An 18,463-nucleotide genomic window follows, 5' to 3' on the forward strand; every position below is an offset into this window, starting at 1 on the left:
GGTTTTCATTCCTCCGGTCGGGCGCGGCCCGATCGGGGCCGTTGGCTCCGCAGACCGTAAGTCGATCTACGGGCCTGGTGGGAGGGCAGCCGGGATGCTTTTATGGATTCTTTGCATGTCCGCAACAATTACCCGTCAAGCTGATCCCACACGCCGACTACCTGCACCGATGGAGCCTGCCGCGGCGGCGATCCCCTCGCCCGGCTCCTGAACGACCCAGCAAAGGACCCACACCCGTGGCCGTATTCCTGGCCAGGCGACTCGCCTACTACGCAGTCCTGTTGCTGGCCGCAGTCTGTCTCTCGTACCTGCTGGCCTCCCTGGCACTCGACCCGCGCGCGTACTACGAGGGGCGTCAGCCGCCCCTGTCGCCCGTGTCGGTCGACCACCACCTCACCGCGCTCGGGGTCAACGACCACGAGCCGCTGCTCTCCCGCTTCACGAGCTGGGCGGGGCAGGTGGCGCACGGGAATCCCGGGCAGACCATCGACGGGACGCCGGTGGGGGAGGAGTTCGGCCGCCGGATCGGGGTCAGCCTGCGGCTGCTGCTGCTCGGCACCGTCCTCGGGACCGTGACCGGCGTGCTGGCCGGCGCCTGGACGGCCGTCCGGCAGTACCGGCTCTCCGACCGGCTGACCACCGTCGCCTCCTTCGTCCTGCTGTCGACGCCCGTGTTCCTGCTGGCCGTTCTGCTGAAGATCGGGGCCATCTGGTTCAACCAGCGCACCGGCAGCGACGTCATCAAGTTCACCGGCGAGAAGAGCCCGGGAGTGGACTCCGGATTCTGGACCGTGCTCAAGGACCGGTCGGTGCACCTGCTGCTGCCGACCGTGTCCATCGCGCTCGGCACCATCGCGAGCTACAGCCGCTACCAGCGCTCCACCATGCTCGACGTCCTCGGCTCCGACTATCTGCGGACCGCCCAGGCCAAGGGACTCACCCGCAACGCCGCCCTGTTCAAGCACGGGCTGCGCACCGCGCTCATCCCCATGTCCACGTACTTCAGCTACGGCTTCCTCGCCCTGTTCACCGGCGCCACCTTCACCGAGACGATCTTCGGCTGGCACGGGATGGGCGAGTGGTTCGTCTCCTCCGTCGGCAAGAACGACGTCAACTCCGTCGTCGCCGTCAACGTGTTCGCCGCCGTGCTGGTCCTCCTGTCCGGCTTCCTCGCGGATGTCCTGCATGCCGCGCTCGATCCGCGCATCCGGAACGCCTGAACCCCCGCGCACGTCCCGAGGAGTACGACCGACATGACCGCCGTCATCGAGACCGCCGCCGACGCCGCCGCCGGGGGAGCCGAGCCGCCGCGCCCGGCCGGCCGGGCAGCCGTGGTGCTGCGCCGGTTCGTACACAACCGCGGGGCGCTCGCCGGAGGGGCGGTCCTGCTGCTGCTCTTCCTGCTCGCCTTCGCCGGACCGCTGATCAGCCACTGGGACTACAGCCACATCGACTACACCGCGCTGCGCGAGGGACCGGACGGCCGGCACTGGTGGGGGACCAACCGGATCGGCCAGGACGTCTTCGCCCAGACGGTCCGCGGACTGCAGAAATCGCTGCTGATCGGCCTGCTGGTGGCACTGTTCTCGACCGTGCTGGCCTCCCTCGTCGGCGCCTGCGCGGGCTACTTCGGCGGCTGGACGGACCGGCTCCTGATGTTCGGCGTCGATCTCCTGCTCGTCTTCCCGGCCTTCCTGATCATCGCGATCGTCTCGCCCAGGCTGCGCGGCGGCGGCTGGCTCGCCTTCGTCGGACTGCTCGCCGTCTTCGGCTGGATGATCACCGCACGGGTGGTGCGCTCCATGACGCTCTCCCTCAAGGAGCGCGAGTTCGTCCGGGCCGCCCGGTACATGGGGGTCGGCCCGTTCCGCGTCATCTGGCGCCACATCCTGCCGAACGTCGCCTCCTTCCTCATCATCGACGCCACCATCGCGGTGGGCGGAGCCGTGATGAGCGAGACCGCGCTCTCCTACTTCGGCTTCGGGGTACAGGCGCCCGATGTGTCGCTCGGCACCCTGATCGCCTCCACGACCGGCGGCGCGGTGACCTACCCGTGGATGTTCTTCTTCCCGGCCGGGCTGCTCATCGTCTTCGTCCTCGCCGTGAACCTGGCCGGTGACGGACTGCGCGACGCCCTCGACCCGACGGGCGGCCACGGCCGCACCAGCAAGAACACGGACAAGAAGGCGGAGGAGAAGGAGCGATGAGCAGCGGTGTACTGGAGGTGGCGGACCTCGCCGTCGACTTCGGCGGTGTACCCGCCGTGCGCGGTGTGGACTTCACCCTGCGCCGGGGCGAAGTGCTCGGCCTGGTAGGGGAGTCGGGCTCGGGCAAGTCGGCCACCGCGCTCGCGGTGATGGGCCTGCTGCCGGCCACCGCGCGCGTACGGGGATCGGTCCGGCTCGCGGGCGGCGGCGGGGACAGCGGCGCGACCGAGCTCGTCGGCGCCGGCGACCGCCTGCTGTCGTCCGTACGAGGCAGCCGCATCGGCATGGTCTTCCAGGACCCGCTCTCCGCCTTCACCCCGGTGTACCGGATCGGCGACCAGATCGCCGAGGCCATCCGCACGCACCGCGACGTCTCCCGCGAGCGCGCCCGCGCCGACGCCGTCGACCTGCTGGACCTCGTCGGCATCCCGGAACCCCGGACCCGGGCGCAGGCGTTCCCCCACGAGTTCTCCGGCGGCATGCGGCAGCGCGCCATGATCGCCATGGCCATCGCCAACGACCCGGACGTGATCGTCGCCGACGAGCCGACCACCGCCCTCGACGTCACCGTCCAGGCCCAGGTCCTCGACGTCCTGCGCACCGCCCAGCGCGAGACCGGCGCCGCGCTCCTGCTGGTCAGCCACGACCTCGGGGTGATCGCGGGCGTCGCCGACCGGGTCGCCGTGATGTACGCCGGCCGCATCGTGGAGACCGCGCCGGCGACGGAGCTGTTCCGGCGCCCCCGGATGCCGTACACCCTCGGGCTGATCGGCGCGGTGCCCCGGATCGACGGCCCGTCCGAGGTGCTCGTCCCGATCCCGGGCGCACCGCCCGCGGCGGGCCGGCTGCCGGGGGGCTGCCCCTTCGCCCCGCGCTGCCCGCTGGCCGAGGACCGCTGCACGACGGCGGAACCGCCGCTGACCGGGGGCGGAGCGGGCGACGGGCACCTCGCCGCCTGCGTGCGCGCCGACGAGATCGCGGACCGCGCGCCCTCCCCGGCCGAGGTCTTCCCCGTGCCCGCGATCCCGGCCCGCGGCCGGCCGCCCGGCGAACCGGTCCTGCGCGTCACCGGGCTCACCAAGACCTTCCCCGTCCTCAAGGGCACCGCGTTCAAACGGCGCGTCGGCAGCATCCACGCCGTCGACGGCGTCGACCTCGACATCCGGGCCGGGGAGACGCTCGCCCTGGTCGGCGAATCCGGCTCGGGGAAGTCCACCACCCTGTTCGAACTGCTCAACCTCGCCCGGCCCGAGGGCGGCGGGATCGAGCTGTTCGGCCGCTCGCTCGACGGCCTGACCCGACGCGACCGCAAGGCACTGCGCGGCCGCGTCCAGATCGTCTTCCAGGACCCGATGGCCAGCCTCGACCCGCGGATGCCGGTCGGGGACATCGTCGCCGAACCACTGCGCGCCCAGGGCGCCGACCGGGCCACCGTGGCCCGGCGTATTCCCGGGCTGCTCACCCAGGTGGGCCTCGAACCGGAGCACGCGGAACGCTTCCCGCACGAGTTCTCCGGCGGCCAGCGCCAGCGGATCGGGATCGCCCGCGCGCTCTCCGTCGAACCCGAACTGCTGGTGCTGGACGAGCCCGTGTCCGCGCTCGACGTGTCCGTGCAGGCCGGGGTGCTCAACCTGCTCCAGCGGCTCAAGGCCGAACTGGGGCTCGCCTACCTCTTCGTCTCGCACGACCTGTCGGTGGTGCGGCACATCGCGGACCGGGTGAGCGTCGTCTACCTCGGCCGCACGGTCGAGTCGGGCACCGCCAACGAGGTCTTCGAGCACCCGGAGCACCCGTACACCCGGGCGCTGCTGTCGGCCGTGCCGCTGCCCGACCCGGAGCGCGAGCGCCGGCGCACCAGGATTCTGCTGGCGGGCGATCCGCCCGGCCCGGGCGTGCGTCACGAGGGCTGCCGCTTCCGCTCGCGCTGCCCCGTCTACGCGGAGCTGTCCGGGCCGGAGCGCGGACGGTGCGAGAGCGAGGTGCCGGTCACGGACCGGACGCGGCACACGGCCGCGTGCCACTTCCCGCGGCGGGCCGTGACGGCATGAGCCCGCGGGACCGGACTCAGTGCGAGGAGCCGGAGAGCTGGAGCCCGATCACACCGAGGATCACCAGCGAGATGGAGACCAGCTTGAGCGTGGAGACCACGTCGTCGAGGAAGACCATGCCGTAGATCGCGGTACCCGCCGCGCCGATGCCGGTCCACACGGCGTAGGCGGGCCCGACGTCGAGCTTCTTCAGCGACATGGTCAGCAGCCCGAAGCTGCCGAGCGCGAAGATGCAGAACGCGATGGTCGGCCAGAGCCGGGTGAAACCGTGCGAGAGCTTCAGACAGACGGCGAACCCGGTCTCCAGAAGTCCCGCGACCACGACCAGCAGCCACGCCATCGTCAGTGCCCCTCCCACATCGGTGACCGGACCGGCGACCGCATCGGTGACCGCCTCGTGCCGCTGGGTGTGATTCGTGATTATGCACTTACCGGTGACGAGTGATCGCAAACGTACCCGGATCAGTCGCCTTCGCGTCGCTCCCGCGTGGACAGCAGCCGGCGCAGCGAGTCCAGCCGTGCCGGATCGGCGTGCCCTGCCGCCACCCAGGCGTCCAGCGCACATTCCGGTTGCTGGCTGTCGTGGGTGCAGCCGCGCGGGCACTCCTCGGTCCCGGGCTGGAGGTCCGGGAAGGCGTTGATGACCCGCGAGGGATCGATGTGGTGCAGGCCGAAGGACCGGACGCCGGGGGTGTCGATCACCCAGCCGCGGTAGTCCGGCAGCGGCAGGGCCAGCGCCGACGTGGTGGTGTGCCGGCCCCGTCCGGTGACCGCGTTGACGATCCCGGTCGTCCGCCGCCTGTCCTTGGGCACGAGCGCGTTGACCAGCGTGGTCTTGCCGACACCGGAGTGTCCGACGAAGGCGGTGACCCGGTCGTGCAGCTGCTCGCGGACCCGCTCCGCCGCGTCACCGTTCTCCAGTTCCTCGCGGCTGGTGACGATGAAGGGCACCCCCAGGGGGGTGTACGCCTCCAGCAGCTTGTCCGGGGACGCCAGATCGGACTTGGTCAGCACCAGGAGGGGCGAGAGCCCGCCGTCGTACGCGGCGACCAGACAGCGGTCGATCATGCGCGGACGGGGTTCCGGATCGGCCAGTGCGGTGACGATCGCCAGCTGGTCGGCGTTGGCGACCACCACCCGCTCGAACGGGTCGTCGTCGTCCGCCGTCCGGCGCAGCACCGTCCGGCGCTCACCGATCCGGACGATCCGGGCGAGGGTGTCCTTCTCGCCGGACAGATCGCCGACGATGGAGACGGTGTCGCCCACCACCGCGGCCTTGCGGCCCAGCTCACGGGCCTTCATCGCGATGACCGTGCGGCCTTCGACGAGACAGGTGAGGCGGCCGCGGTCCACCGTGAGGACCATGCCCTCCTCGGCGTCCTCGTGCTTGGGCCGGATGTGGGTACGAGGCCGGTTGCCCTTGCGGTTGGGGCGGACCCGGATGTCGTCCTCGTCGGGGTTCTTGCCGTAGCGGCGCATGTCTCAGGCCCCGAGCATTCCGGTCCACATCTGCGGGAAGTCGGGCAGGGTCTTGGCGGTCGTCGCCACGTTCTCGATCTCCACTCCGGGGACGGCAAGGCCGATGATCGACCCCGCGGTGGCCATCCGGTGGTCGTCGTACGTATGGAAGGTACCGCCGTGCAGCGGCCGGGGCCGGATGTGGAGTCCGTCCGCGGTCTCCGTCACGTCGCCGCCCAGCTCGTTGATCTCCTTGGTGAGCGCCGCCAGCCGGTCCGTCTCGTGCAGCCGCAGATGGGCGACGCCGCTGAGGGTGGAGGGGGAGTCGGCCAGGGCCGCGACCGCCGCGATGCCCGGGGTCAGCTCGCCGACCTCGCCGAGGTCGACGTCGATGCCGTGGATGCGGCCCGATCCGGTGAACGTGAGCCCGTTCTCGGTGAGCTCGCAGCTGCCGCCCATCGCGGTGAAGATCTCGCGCAGCGCGTCACCGGGCTGCGTGGTGCGCAGCGGCCAGTCCGGGACGGTGACCCGGCCGCCGGTGACCAGTGCCGCGGCCAGGAACGGCTGGGCGTTGGACAGGTCGGGCTCCACCGTCAGATCACGGCCGAGCAGCGCCGAGGGGGAGACCCGCCAGACGTTCGGCTCGCCGCCCGTCTCCGGCTCGTCGACCTGGGCGCCGACGGCCCGCAGCATGTCGACGGTCATCCGGATGTGCGGCATGGAAGGGAGCCGGGCGCCGGTGTGACGCACCTCCACGCCCTGGTTGAAGCGGGGCGCCGACAGCAGCAGCGCCGAGACGAACTGGGACGACGAGGACGCGTCGATCGCCACCGGGCCGCCGTCCAGCGCACCGCCGCCGTGCACGGTCAGCGGCAGCGAACCGCGGCCGTCGTCGTCGATCCGGGCGCCGAGCACCCGCAGGGCGTCGATCACGCCGTTCAGCGGGCGCTCGTAGGAGCGGGGGTCGCCGTCGAAACGGACCGGGCCGTTCGCCAGGGCGGCCACCGGGGGCAGGAAGCGCATGACCGTACCGGCGTTGCCGACGTCGACGGTGACCGGGCCGTGCAGACCGGCCGGGATGATCCGCCAGGCCTCGCCCGAACCGTCCGGGCCGCCGGCGACGGACGAGCTGGAGGACACCGTCTCCTCGATGCCCACGCCCATCGCGCGCAGCGCCTCGGCCATCAGCAGGGTGTCGCGGGAGCGCAGCGGGCGGCGCAGCCAGCCGGGCTCCGACGAGAGCGCGGCCAGCACCAGCGCACGGTTGGTGACCGACTTCGATCCGGGCACGGTGACGGTCGCGTCGACGGCTCCGCTCGCGTGAGGGGCGGGCCAGAGGGCGGGGTGCACGGAACTTTCGGTCATGGAGCTCACTTTAGTGGCTCATCGCAAACCGGGATTTTGATCAAAAGCGACGAAATCGGTGCGTAATGTGAGCGTGGTAGGGGATGTCGGTCACCAGCCGAGCAGCCAGCGCCCGCCGCCGATCAGCGAGCAGAGCGACACCGCGTGGAACAGGAACAGCCACAGCGCCGCCGGCACGTCCGTCAGCCGGGCCAGCTGGTCCGCGTCCGAGTCCGGCGCACCGCCGTGCCGCCGCTTGGACTGCAGCTCGAACGCCGGCCGCACCCCGCCCAGCAGCAGGAACCAGACCGCGGTGTACGCGAACAGCGACTGCCAGGCCGCCGAGGCCAGCCACGACATCAGCAGGAAGAGCGAACCGGTGAGGATCACCGTCAGCGCCCCGTACACATTGCGGATCATCACCAGCATCACCGCGAGGAGCGCCGTGGCCAGCCACAGCAGCAGCGTGATCCGGCCGTTCACCAGCAGCCAGGCACCGCCCAGACCGAGCAGCGGCGGCGCGGTGTAGCCCGCCGCCGCGGTCAGGACCATGCCGATCCCGGTCGGCTTGCCGCGGCTCACCGTCAGCCCGCTGGTGTCCGAGTGCAGCCGGATGCCCGAGAGCTGCCGCCCGGTGAGCAGCGCGACCAGCCCGTGACCACCCTCGTGGGCGATGGTGATCGTGTTGCGGGAGAGCCGCCATATGAAGTTCGGTACGACGGCGATCAGCGCGGCCGTCGCGGTCACCACCACCAGCCACTGCTCCGGGGCGGGCTGAGTGCCGACGATGCGCTCCCACAGGTTGCCGAGATCGGTGCTGTCCATGGTGCGGGCGGCTCCTTGGGGTATTGGCGTCCGGTCGGGATGACGGTCGTGGCAGTCTGGCACTTATGTGCGGACGGTATGCAGCGAGTCGGCGGCCCGAGGACCTGACCGGACTCTTCCAGGTGGAGAAGTGGGAACCGGCCGAGACGCTGGAACCCGATTACAACGTGGCGCCGACCAAGGAGGTCTACGCCGTACTGGAGCGTCCGGTGAAAGACGCCGATGACCAGCGTCCGGTTCGCCAGCTCCGCGCCCTGAAGTGGGGGCTGGTCCCCTCCTGGGCCAAATCCCCGGAGGGCGGCGCCCGGATGATCAACGCCCGCGCCGAGACGATCCACGAGAAGCCGTCCTTCCGCCGCCCCTTCGTCTCCCGGCGCTGCATCCTGCCCGCCGACGGCTATTACGAGTGGGTGACCGGCACCGAGGAGCGGCAGCTGGAGGAGAAGGGGCGCAAGAAGCGGCCCCGCAAGCAGCCGTACTTCGTGACGCCCGCCGACGGATCGGTCTTCGCCATGGCCGGGCTCTACGAGTTCTGGCGCGACCGGACCCTGCCGGACGACCACCCCCAGGCCTGGTGGGTGACCTGCTCGGTGATCACCACCGAGGCGGAGACGAGCCCGCTGGCCGTCGCCCCCGCCGAGGGCCCGGCCGCCCTCGCCGACATCCACCCCCGGATGCCGCTGATGCTGACCCCGGACCGCTGGGACGACTGGCTGGACCCCTCCCGTACCGACGTGGCGGAGCTGCGGGGCCTGCTCACGCCCCCGCCCGGCGGTCTGATGCGCGCCTACCCGGTGGCCACCGCCGTCAGCAACGTCCGCAACAACGGCCCCGAGCTGCTGGACGAGCTGGCCGCGCCCGAGGTGAGCACCCTCTTCTAGGCACGCGCCGGACCCCGCCCGGCCCAACGCGGGTTGGTTGGATGGGGGGTGTGAAAGCCACCGAGAAGGAACCCCGCACCGAGACGGTCGAGACCGGCGCAGGCCCGGCCCGGATCACCTGGGTGCCCGCGAAGGCCCCCCGCCTCCTGCTCGCCCTCGGCCACGGCGCCGGCGGCGGCATCGAGGCCCGCGACCTGAAGGCCCTGGCCGCCGCGCTGCCCGCGCACGGGGTGAGCGTCGCCCTGGTGGAGCAGCCCTGGCGGGTCGCCGGGAAGAAGCTCGCGCCCGCCCCGAAGACCCTGGACACCGGCTGGCGAGGCCTGTGGCCCGCACTGACGGCCGCCGGGCTCCCGGTCGTCGCCGGCGGCCGCAGCGCCGGGGCCCGGGTCGCCTGCCGCACCGCCACCGGGCTCGGCGCCCGCGCGGTCCTCGCGCTCAGCTTCCCGCTGCACCCGCCGGGCCGCCCCGAGAAGTCCCGCGAGGACGAACTCCTGGCCTCCGGCGTGCCCACCCTCGTCGTCCAGGGCGGCAACGACCCGTTCGGCAGGCCCGCCGAGTTCCCCCCGGGGGAGTACCGGATCGCCGAGGTGCCGCACGGGGACCACGGCTTCGCCGTACCGAAGAAATCGGGACTGACCGAGGAACGGGCGATGGAGATCCTCACCACGTCCGTGACCGGATGGCTGGCCGGAATCGGCTGATCCGGTACATCTTCCGGACCCGGGAATGCCGGACGGGGGACCACTGTTGTTCGGGACGTCGGTACACCAACGTCGTATGTGGAGAGGGAGTCCGTCGCATGGGTTCGACCATCTGCCCGCGTCGCACAGACGCCGCTGACCTGGAGTGGACAGTGCTGCATGCGGCCAAGACCACTCGCGAGCGGGAGCTGAGCGGATCGGATCGACAGCCCGCGTCGGACCAAGGTCGACTATTCTCCGATTCGAGCGGGTCCGGTTTCGGCTCCGCCACAGCGTTGGAGGAGGTGGGTCCGGTCACTGGGACCGACACAGGGACCGACGACGGCCGCCCGCAGGAGACGACCGCCGAGCGCAACGCGCGCTTCGAGCGCGATGCCCTCGGTTTCCTCGACCAGATGTACTCGGCCGCGCTGCGCATGACGCGCAACCCCGCGGACGCCGAGGACCTGGTCCAGGAGACGTACGCCAAGGCGTACGGCTCCTTCCATCAGTTCCGTGAGGGCACCAACCTCAAGGCGTGGATGTACCGCATCCTCACCAACACGTTCATCAACTCGTACCGCAAGAAGCAGCGCGAACCCCAGCGCAGTGCCGCCGAGGAGATCGAGGACTGGCAGCTGGCCCGTGCCGAGTCGCACATGTCGACCGGTCTGCGCTCCGCCGAGTCCCAGGCTCTCGACCACCTGCCCGACTCCGATGTGAAGTCCGCGCTGCAGGCGATCCCCGAAGAGTTCCGCATCGCGGTCTATCTTGCCGATGTCGAGGGCTTTGCCTACAAGGAGATCGCGGACATCATGGGGACTCCCATCGGTACGGTGATGTCCCGACTGCACCGGGGCCGCCGTCAACTGCGCGGCATGCTGGAGGACTACGCCCGTGACCGCGGGCTCGTCCCGGCGGGCGCCGGTGAGTCGGACGATCGGAAAGGCTCGGGCTCATGAGCTGCGGAGAGCCGCACGAGACGGAGTGCGCAGAGGTCCTCGATCACCTCTACGAGTTCCTGGACCGGGAAATGCCCGACAGTGACTGCAACAAGTTCGAGGTGCACTTCGGCGAGTGCTCCCCCTGCCTGGAGAAGTACGGCCTGGAGCAGGCCGTGAAGAAGCTGGTCAAGCGCTGCTGCGGTCAGGACGACGTACCGGCCGACCTGCGCTCGAAGGTGATGGGCCGGATCGACCTGATCCGGTCCGGGCAGGCGGTGCCCGACCAGGACGTCACGGTCTCCGACAGCGAGCTGCCGGCCGCCGCCAAGGAATGACGCATCACCCGAACGTGCTAATCACGGCCGTCGCCCCCCGTCCGGGACAGCCAACTCGCTAGCCTGGCGCCTCCATTGGCGATGCTGGGGGGCGGGCGAACGGGTGAGAGCCACACGCGGCGCGGCGCGGGCGCACATCTCGACCGTCGCCCTGGGCGCCGCCCTGTGCGTCCTGCCCGCGCTGCGTCCCGGCGCGGGCACTCCCTTCACCACCCTCGGGCTGCTCGCCGGCCTCTACCTCGCCTGCGAACTCCCCGGCCGCTGCCCCTTCTTCGGCAGCTCCGTGCCGGTCAGCGCCGGATCCTTCTTCCCGCTGCTGCTCGCCGCCGCCTTCCTGCTGCCGCCCCCGGCCGCCGCGCTGGTCGCGATCCCCGGCTCGCTGGCCGGCCGGGTGGACCGGCCGGCCGCCACCGCCCGCCGGATCTGGCGCGCCGGACAGCTGGCCGTCACCGTCTGGGCCGCCTCGTCCGTCCACACGCTGCTCGGCGGCCCCGCCGCGCTCGGCGGCCCCGGCCCGGACCGGCTGCCCGACCTTCCGTACGCCCTGCTGCCCGCCTGCGCCGCCGCCCTGGCCTTCAGCCTCGTCCTGACCGCCCTGGACGGGTCGATCCTCGCCGCGGCCGAACAGCTGCCCCTGCGCCGGGCCTGGAGCGGCCTGCTGCCGCGCTCGCTGGGCCCCCACCTGGTCCACGGCCTCGCAGGGCTGATGATGGCGATCCTGTGGAACAGCTCGTACGGGCCGCTGGCCGCGCTCTTCGTCCTGCTGCCCATGTACATCTCCTGCTGGGTCTTCGCCCAGTACCACCGCGAGCACGCCGCCCACCGGGCCACGATCAGGGCCCTGGTGCAGGCCGTCGACATCAAGGACACCTACACGCGGGGGCACAGCGAGCGGGTGGGGCACGCCTCCGTGCTCATCGCACAGGAGCTGGGCATGGCGCAGGAGCGCATCGAGGTGCTGCGGTTCGCCGGGATCCTGCACGACGTGGGCAAGCTCGGGGTGCCGACGAGGGTGCTGCGCAAGGACGGGCCGCTGACACCGGAGGAACGCCGGGTGATCGAGCTGCACCCGGAGTACGGGCACGAGATCGTCCGCGGCATCGGCTTCCTCGGTGAGGCGCGCGCCGCGATCCTGCACCACCACGAACGGCTCGACGGCAGCGGCTACCCGTACGGACTGACCGGCCGCAGGATCCCCGAGTTCGCCCGCGTGGTCGCCGTCGCCGACGCGTTCGACGCGATGACCTCGACCCGGTCCTACCGGCCGGGCCGCCCGGTGCCGGCCGCCGTGGCGGAGCTCAAACGGTGCGCCGGCACCCAGTTCGACCCGCAGATGGTGCGGGCGCTGGCACGCGGCCTGGAACGCCACGGCTGGCCGGGAGCGGTGACCGCGGACGAGACGCGGGGCCCGCTGCCGCGGGACCGATCCGCCCCGGACGCAGCCCATGGCACGGGCGCCGGGCCCCGCCCCGGGCGGGTCGGTCCGCAGACGGGCGGGCTCGGCTCCGGCGCCTCGTCCTCCCGGTCGTCCGAGCGGTGAGCGCCGCTCCGGCGGTGCGGGGCGCCGCGCTGGCCCTCGCCGTCGCCGCGCTCGCGCACACCCTCTGGGCCGGCGTCCACGAACCGGGGCACGCCCTCGCCTTCGGGGTGCTCATCACCACCGGTGAGCTGGCCCGCTGGGGCGCCCTGCCGGGCGAACGGGAACCCGCGCCGCTCGGTGCCGCCGGGGCGCTCGCCTACGCCCTGCTCGGGCGCAGCGGCGGGGAGCCCACCAGCCACGGGGTGCTCCAGGTGATCGCGGTGCTCGTCGCGGCGCAGCTCGTCGCCTCGGTGCCGCATGTCGCGCGCGGCAGCGGTCCCGGCCCCGACCAGGTGGCCCGCCGCATCCTGACCGTGGCCTTCGCGGCCGTCTGCTTCCAGCCGCTGTACAACTCCGGCCGGTCCGCCGGCTGGTTCGGCGAGGGCCCGTACTACGCGGTCTTCCTGCTCCTGCTGCTCGGGCTCACCGCGCTGTGCGACGCCGTCCTGGGCGCGCTGCTGCTCCGCGCCCGCACCCTGCCCCGCGGCTCCCGCGCCGCGGGCGCCACCGCCGCCCCGTACGGCCCGCTGCTCCGCGACGAGCTGCGCGCGCTGACGGGCATCGGCCCGGCGGTCTGCGCGACCGGCGCCGTGATGGCGCTCGGGGTCGCCGTCGCCGGACTCTGGGCGCTGCCCGTCCTGTGCGTGCCGCTGCTGCTCACCCAGGTGTCGTTCCGCCGGTTCGTCGCCGTCCGCACCACCTACCGGCAGACCATCGCCTCCCTCGCCCGGTCCACCGAGATCGCCGGATACACCCCGCACGGGCACGCCCGCAGGGTGGCGGCGCTCTGCACGGCGGTGGGGCGCGAGATGGGGCTCTCCGGGCCCGAGCTCACGGTCCTGGAGTACGCGGCGCTGATGCACGACATCGGCCAGCTCTCGCTCGTCGACCCGGTGCCGGACGGGGCGACCGCCTCCCTGCCGGCCGCCGAGCAGCGCCGGATCGCCCTGCTCGGCGGGGCGGTGGTCCGCCAGACCGGAGTGGACGCCCAGGTGGCCGTCGTGGTGGAACAGCAGGCGGACCCCTATCGCGAGCAGCCGCTGTCCGCCAGGATCGTCCGGGCGGTCAACGCATACGACGACCTGTGCGGGGAAAGCATCGGCGGGCCGCTCCGTGCACTGGAACAGCTCAGGATCGGGACGGGCCGCGACTACCAGCCCCAGGTCGTGGAATCGCTCGCCAGGGTTCTGGCCAGGGGCGGTCTGGCCCCCGTCCCACCTGGGTAACCCATGGGTAATGAGCGGGCGTCCGGCCGGGCATGGTTGGATGCGAAGAGAGTGGAAAACGAGGGTGTCCAGTCGGGACAGGCGGGAATCGTGAGGATCTTCGGGAAGGTACGGCATCGGCCCTCCGCCTCTTGGCGGCAGGCCACGGACCGCGCGTTCACGCTGATCGGCGACGGCCGGTACGAGGACGCGGGCGCGCTGCTGACGCGTGCGGCGGACCTGGAGCCCTGGCTCTCCGAGTCGTGGTTCAACCTGGCGCTGCTGCACAAGTTCCGGCACGACTGGGAACAGGCGAGGGCCGCGGGCCTGCGGGCCGTCGCGCTGCTCGACAAGGAGTCCGGCGCCCCCGACTGGTGGAACGTCGGGATCGCCGCCACCGCGCTCCAGGACTGGCCGCTGGCCCGCCGGGCCTGGCAGGCGTACGGACTGCGGGTGCCCGGCGGCGGGCAGCAGACGCCGGCGGCGGGCAGCGAGCCGGTCGGCATGGAGCTGGGCAGCGCGGCCGTCCGGCTGTCGCCCGAGGGCGAGGCCGAGGTCGTGTGGGGCCGCAGGCTCGATCCGGCGCGGGTCGAGGTGCTGTCGATCCCGCTGCCGTCCTCCGGCCGCCGCTGGGGCGAGGTCGTGCTGCACGACGGCGTGCCGCACGGCGAGCGGATCACCGCGGCCGGCCCGTCCTACCCGGTGTTCGACGAGATCGAGCTGTGGGCCCCGTCCCCCGTCCCCACCTGGGTGGTGCTGCTCGAAGCGGCCACCGAGGCGGACCGGGACGCGCTGGAGCAGCTGGCGTCCGACGCCGGCTTCGCCGCCGAGGACTGGTCGTCGTCCGTGCGGCTGCTGTGCCGGGCCTGTTCGGAGAGCCGGATGGAGAGCGACGAGGGCGACGGCGAGCACCTGGACCCGCACGACCACAGCGAGCCGGGCCACCCCGGCCCGCTGGGCCACCGCACCGCCGGTGAGCTGTGGGTGCCGGAGCGCGAGTGCGGTCTCGCGGCCCCCGCGGGGCTGGTGCGCGGGCTGCTCGACGGCTGGGTCGCCGACAGCCCGGACAGCCGTGAGTGGCGGGATCTCGAAGAAGTCTGCTGACTACTGCCCTTACGACCTCACCCGCGATTGTCAGCGGCGTCGCGGCGTCTGGGGCCTCCGCCTCCGGCGTTGTCGTCGGTCGCGAGGGCTCCGCCATCGCTCCCTCCTCCGCCTTGGATCCGAAGGCCCCAGACGCCGCGCCTTCTCCCGCTGTCAATCGCGGGTGAGGTCGTTAGGCTGTATGCGCACCGATTCCGGTGCTCGGGTGCCCGGGTTCTTGCGAGCCGCGGATCCCGGGGTTCAGGTTGTGAGGAAGGCGTACGGCGGACATGGCGCAGCAGGAGACGGACGAGCAGATCAGCGTCGACGAGGAAGGTTTCCTCATCGACACCGAGGACTGTGAGGCGCGCGAGGCGGCGTACCGCGAGCGCGGCACCTCCCGCCCGATCACGGTCGTGGGCAACCCGGTCCTGCACAAGGAGTGCAAGGACGTCACCGCGTTCGACGACGAGCTGGCCCGGCTGATCGACGACATGTTCGCCAGCCAGCGGACGGCCGAGGGCGTGGGCCTGGCCGCCAACCAGATCGGTGTCGACCTCAAGGTCTTCGTCTACGACTGCCCGGACGACGACGGCGTGCGGCACACGGGTGTCATCTGCAACCCGGTGCTCGACGAGCTGGCACCCGAGGAGCGCGTCCTGGACGACTCCAACGAGGGCTGCCTCTCCGTCCCGACGGCGTACGCCTCGCTGGCCCGCCCGGACTACGCGGTGGTGCGCGGCCAGGACGCCGCGGGCAAGCCGGTCAAGGTGCGGGGCAACGGCTACTTCGCCCGCTGCCTCCAGCACGAGACCGACCACCTGTACGGCTACCTGTACATCGACCGGCTGTCCAAGCGCGACCGCAAGGACGCGCTGCGGCAGATGGAGGAGAACACCCCGCGCTACGAGGTCGTCCCGAACGACTGATCCGGCCGGGCACGCGCAGCCGCCAGGGGCCCGTCCCGGTACGCCGGGGCGGGCCCCTGGCGCGTCTTGTGACCGTCAACAGGCTTTCTTCAACGCGTAGTTGACGCGCGTCGACCCGTCCGACAGGCTCTCACTCCACACCTTCACTCGCGGTAGGGAGCCCCCCATGCTCAGACGTTCCGCACGACTCCTGCTCGGCCTTGTCATGACCATGGCATTCGCCTTGGGCGGGGCGGTGGTGACCGCAGGCACCGCCCAGGCCGACGGCTGCTACACCTGGTCGCGCACCCTGGCCCCGGGCGCCACCGGCAACGATGTCGTCCAGCTCCAGATCCGGGTGGCCGGCTACCCGGGGTACAACTCCGTGCTCGCCGTCGACGGCTCCTACGGCCCGGCCACCACCGCGGCGGTCAAGCGCTTCCAGGCCGCCTACGGACTGGCCGCCGACGGTGTCGCCGGCCCCGCCACGCAGTCGAAGCTGTACGCCCTCCAGGACAACGACTGCACGCCCGTCCACTTCACCTACGCCGAGCTCAACCACTGCAACAGCACCTGGGCGGGTGGTGCCGTCGCGGCGGGCACGGCCAAGGCCAACGCGCTGAGCACCATGTGGAAGCTGGAGGCGCTGCGGCACGCGCTCGGCGACCGCCCCATCACCGTCAACAGCGGCTTCCGCTCCACGTCCTGCAACAGCGCGGCCGGCGGGGCCTCCAACAGCCGCCATCTGTACGGTGACGCGGCCGACCTGGGCGGGATCGCCTTCTGCACCCTGGCCCAGCAGGCCCGCAACCACGGGTTCAACGGGATCCTCGGCCCGGGCTACCCGGACCACAACGACCACGTCCACGTGAACCAGGGCCCCAGCCACTACTGGTCGGCGCCCAACTGCGGCATCTGACACGACTGTGGGGCCCGCCGGTGCCGGCGGGCCCCACAGCCTCGATCAGGCGGACTTCGCTGTCAGGCGCGCCCCGCCCGTCGTCTGCACCGCGGCCCCGTCCGAGGTCCGCTCCGTCAGCCCGAGCTGCGAGACGGCGTTGCGCAGGACCAGGGCCCCGGCTCCGGCGTCCAGCTGCCAGCGCTGTGTGCGCGTGCCCGCAGCGCAGGTCCCGAGCGACAGCTCGGCACCCACCTCCAGCGGGGCACCCAGGTACTTCTTCCCACGCACCGCGTCCAGACACAGGCCGCTCTCCGCGGACTTCACGGTGTAGTACCCGTCGGCGGTCGCCGTCAGCGTCCAGGCGGCCTTCGCACCCCGGGTCAGCGCGACCCCGGCGTCCGCGCCGGGCGCCAGCGCCTTCGCGCCCGCCGTCAGCCGGTAGGTGCCGTCGGCCAGCGGGGCGCGGTCGGTGTTGTCCCAGCCGGGAGCGTGCCCGATCCGCCGGGCCAGCGCCTCGAAACCGGCGTACGTCCCGCTCGGCTTCGGGCCGCCCCAGGTGGCCTGCGCGATGAAGCGCAGCGGCATGAAGACCTTCGCCTCGACCTCGTTCTCGGTCTCGGCCGCCGCGCTGTCCGGCCACAGGCTGATCTTCGCGCCGGTCAGGTTCGCCGCAGTGGCCGGCAGCGTCTGGCCCTCGAAGCGCAGGGGCGTCCAGTCGCTCTCGTACAGCTCCTGGGTCTTCATGGTGTAGCCGCCGCGCACCAGGTAGAGCGCGTAGGCGGAGTTCATCACCGGGCGGCCCTCGGCCAGCAGTGCGGACGGCTGCTGGATGGCGCCGCCGCCCAGCCAGTGCTCGACGGTGATGTCACGGTCCAGCGGCACGAGGCCGTTGTGGCCGGCCAGTCCGTCGTTCCAGATCCGCAGCGACCGGCCGCCGGCCTTCACATGCGCGTTGACCTGGTTGATGAAGTCGACGAAGAGGTCGTCGGGGGTGGCCGGGGCGCCGAACTTCGCGGTCGCCGCCGCCTGGAGCTGCGGGTAGTCCGGGTACGAGGAGCCGATCATGTACTCGTCGGCGCCCATGTGCCAGGTGCGGGTGCCCCACACCTCCAGGGCCTCGTCCACCATCGAGGTGTAGTACGCCAGTGCCTCGGGCCGCGAGATGTCCAGCCGGGGCGGGGAGGCGACGCCGTCCTTGTCCTTGAGCTGGAGCTCCGGGTGGTTCTCCAGGTAGGTGTCCATGTGTCCGGGGGAGTTGATCTCCGGCACCAGGTCGATGTGGTACTTCTTCGCCATCGCGACCAGCGCACGGACCTGCGGCTTGGTGTAGTAGCCCCAGAACGCGGACGCCGGGTCGGTGTCGCTCCGCACCTTCGCCTCGATCCAGAGCTGGTTGAGCTTCTGGGAGGCCATGTCCTTCATCAGCCGCTCGAACCAGGGGAGCGAGACGTTGATGTAGCAGGCGCACACCCCGACCCCGCGCTCGCGGTACGCGGGCACGTCGGTCGCCGAACCGCGCGCGGCCCGGCCGTCGTCGTTCAGCAGCTGGAGCACCGTGCGCGAACCGTAGAACACGCCCGTCGACGTCGCCGCGGTGACCGTGACCCGGTCCCCGACGTCGAGGCGGTAGCCCTCCGCACCCAGCGAGCCCTTCAGGGACGGGTCCTGGCGCAGCACGATGTCGCCGGACCGGGCCCGGCCCCGCGACACCGGCGCCTTCCCGGCCAGTTCGCCGGCGAACCGCGCCGCGTCGGCCGCCGTGCGCTGCTCCCGCACCCCGTCCAGCACGATCCTGGCCCGGTCGGTGAGCGTGAACTCCCCCTCGCCGGGCTGCCACTGCCGCAGGGAGGGCAGCACCTCGGGCGGCGGCGCGGCGGCGGCCGTGTCCTGTGCCGTGGCGCTCTGCAGGGGCAGCAGAGTGGCGGCGAGCGCGGCCACCACGGCCCCGATGGTCCTTCGTCCAGTCTTCCGGATGTCCATGCGCCCGACCCTGACGCGCCGACGGCGGCCGGGTCCATGGACAGGTGAAGGAATCGGTTGGACGAATGATCCGACGTAAGACCTG

Annotated in this window: 17 protein-coding genes; 12 read left to right on the forward strand and 5 right to left on the reverse strand. The window is 72.1% G+C overall.

All coding sequences use genetic code 11. The features are described from left to right. Positions 1-236: 236 nt before the first annotated feature. Genes OG408_RS26585 through OG408_RS26595 form a run of 3 tightly spaced genes read left to right on the forward strand, consistent with a single transcriptional unit; the run spans position 237 to position 4,255 of the window. Entirely contained in the window at positions 237-1,220 is a 984-nt protein-coding gene (locus OG408_RS26585) for an ABC transporter permease (RefSeq protein ID WP_326672345.1), read from the forward strand. Between the two features lie 33 nt (positions 1,221-1,253). Further along, positions 1,254-2,207, forward strand: coding sequence for an ABC transporter permease (locus OG408_RS26590; RefSeq protein ID WP_285564614.1), 954 nt, complete (start codon positions 1,254-1,256; stop codon positions 2,205-2,207). Continuing rightward, positions 2,204-4,255 (forward strand): ABC transporter ATP-binding protein, encoded by a 2,052-nt coding sequence (locus OG408_RS26595; protein WP_326672348.1) that lies wholly within the window; start codon positions 2,204-2,206, stop codon positions 4,253-4,255. The genes OG408_RS26590 and OG408_RS26595 overlap by 4 nt, the downstream gene beginning before the upstream one ends. A 16-nt stretch (positions 4,256-4,271) precedes the next feature. Here the strand turns inward: OG408_RS26595 and OG408_RS26600 are convergent, their stop codons facing one another. The 4 genes from OG408_RS26600 to OG408_RS26615 all read right to left on the reverse strand — a co-directional run bounded on the left by OG408_RS26600 (position 4,272) and on the right by OG408_RS26615 (position 7,882). After that, positions 4,272-4,595 (reverse strand): DMT family transporter, encoded by a 324-nt coding sequence (locus OG408_RS26600; protein ID WP_124716491.1) that lies wholly within the window; start codon positions 4,593-4,595, stop codon positions 4,272-4,274. Between the two features lie 122 nt (positions 4,596-4,717). Next, a complete protein-coding gene (gene rsgA, locus OG408_RS26605; RefSeq protein WP_266782665.1) occupies positions 4,718-5,734 on the reverse strand; it encodes a ribosome small subunit-dependent GTPase A in 1,017 nt (338 codons plus the stop codon). 3 nt (positions 5,735-5,737) lie between these two features. Further along, positions 5,738-7,078 carry a 3-phosphoshikimate 1-carboxyvinyltransferase gene (aroA, locus tag OG408_RS26610; RefSeq protein ID WP_285564616.1) on the reverse strand — a complete coding sequence of 447 codons (1,341 nt, stop codon included), beginning with the start codon at positions 7,076-7,078 and terminating at the stop codon, positions 5,738-5,740. Between the two features lie 90 nt (positions 7,079-7,168). Then, positions 7,169-7,882, reverse strand: a complete 714-nt coding sequence (locus tag OG408_RS26615; protein WP_266782669.1) for a M50 family metallopeptidase — start codon at positions 7,880-7,882, stop codon at positions 7,169-7,171. Positions 7,883-7,947: 65 nt separating this feature from the next. Here OG408_RS26615 and OG408_RS26620 point away from each other — a divergent pair, with 65 nt between their 5' ends. The 9 genes from OG408_RS26620 to OG408_RS26660 all read left to right on the forward strand — a co-directional run bounded on the left by OG408_RS26620 (position 7,948) and on the right by OG408_RS26660 (position 16,416). Further along, positions 7,948-8,763 (forward strand): SOS response-associated peptidase, encoded by an 816-nt coding sequence (locus tag OG408_RS26620; RefSeq protein ID WP_266782671.1) that lies wholly within the window; start codon positions 7,948-7,950, stop codon positions 8,761-8,763. Positions 8,764-8,813: 50 nt separating this feature from the next. Next, positions 8,814-9,464 carry an alpha/beta hydrolase family protein gene (locus tag OG408_RS26625; RefSeq protein ID WP_285564617.1) on the forward strand — a complete coding sequence of 217 codons (651 nt, stop codon included), beginning with the start codon at positions 8,814-8,816 and terminating at the stop codon, positions 9,462-9,464. Between the two features lie 284 nt (positions 9,465-9,748). Continuing rightward, positions 9,749-10,405, forward strand: coding sequence for a sigma-70 family RNA polymerase sigma factor (locus OG408_RS26630; protein ID WP_018105559.1), 657 nt, complete (start codon positions 9,749-9,751; stop codon positions 10,403-10,405). After that, positions 10,402-10,722: a mycothiol system anti-sigma-R factor gene (gene rsrA, locus OG408_RS26635; protein WP_266782675.1), complete on the forward strand. Its 321-nt coding sequence runs from the start codon at positions 10,402-10,404 to the stop codon at positions 10,720-10,722. The genes OG408_RS26630 and rsrA overlap by 4 nt, the downstream gene beginning before the upstream one ends. A 103-nt stretch (positions 10,723-10,825) precedes the next feature. After that, positions 10,826-12,262: an HD-GYP domain-containing protein gene (locus OG408_RS26640; RefSeq protein WP_285564618.1), complete on the forward strand. Its 1,437-nt coding sequence runs from the start codon at positions 10,826-10,828 to the stop codon at positions 12,260-12,262. Then, positions 12,259-13,527 (forward strand): HD-GYP domain-containing protein, encoded by a 1,269-nt coding sequence (locus OG408_RS26645; protein WP_285564619.1) that lies wholly within the window; start codon positions 12,259-12,261, stop codon positions 13,525-13,527. The genes OG408_RS26640 and OG408_RS26645 overlap by 4 nt, the downstream gene beginning before the upstream one ends. Positions 13,528-13,617: 90 nt before the next feature. Next, positions 13,618-14,610 carry a tetratricopeptide repeat protein gene (locus OG408_RS26650; RefSeq protein ID WP_266782682.1) on the forward strand — a complete coding sequence of 331 codons (993 nt, stop codon included), beginning with the start codon at positions 13,618-13,620 and terminating at the stop codon, positions 14,608-14,610. Positions 14,611-14,879: 269 nt separating this feature from the next. Beyond that, positions 14,880-15,518 carry a peptide deformylase gene (def, locus tag OG408_RS26655; protein ID WP_266782684.1) on the forward strand — a complete coding sequence of 213 codons (639 nt, stop codon included), beginning with the start codon at positions 14,880-14,882 and terminating at the stop codon, positions 15,516-15,518. Between the two features lie 166 nt (positions 15,519-15,684). Continuing rightward, positions 15,685-16,416, forward strand: a complete 732-nt coding sequence (locus OG408_RS26660; protein WP_266782686.1) for a D-Ala-D-Ala carboxypeptidase family metallohydrolase — start codon at positions 15,685-15,687, stop codon at positions 16,414-16,416. A gap of 45 nt (positions 16,417-16,461) precedes the next feature. Here the strand turns inward: OG408_RS26660 and OG408_RS26665 are convergent, their stop codons facing one another. Then, complete coding sequence (locus OG408_RS26665) at positions 16,462-18,378, reverse strand: family 20 glycosylhydrolase (protein ID WP_326672356.1); 1,917 nt, start codon at positions 18,376-18,378, stop codon at positions 16,462-16,464. Between the last annotated feature and the right edge of the window lie 85 nt (positions 18,379-18,463).

This window comes from Streptomyces sp. NBC_01257 (genome assembly GCF_035917255.1).
GTDB lineage: Bacteria > Actinomycetota > Actinomycetes > Streptomycetales > Streptomycetaceae > Streptomyces.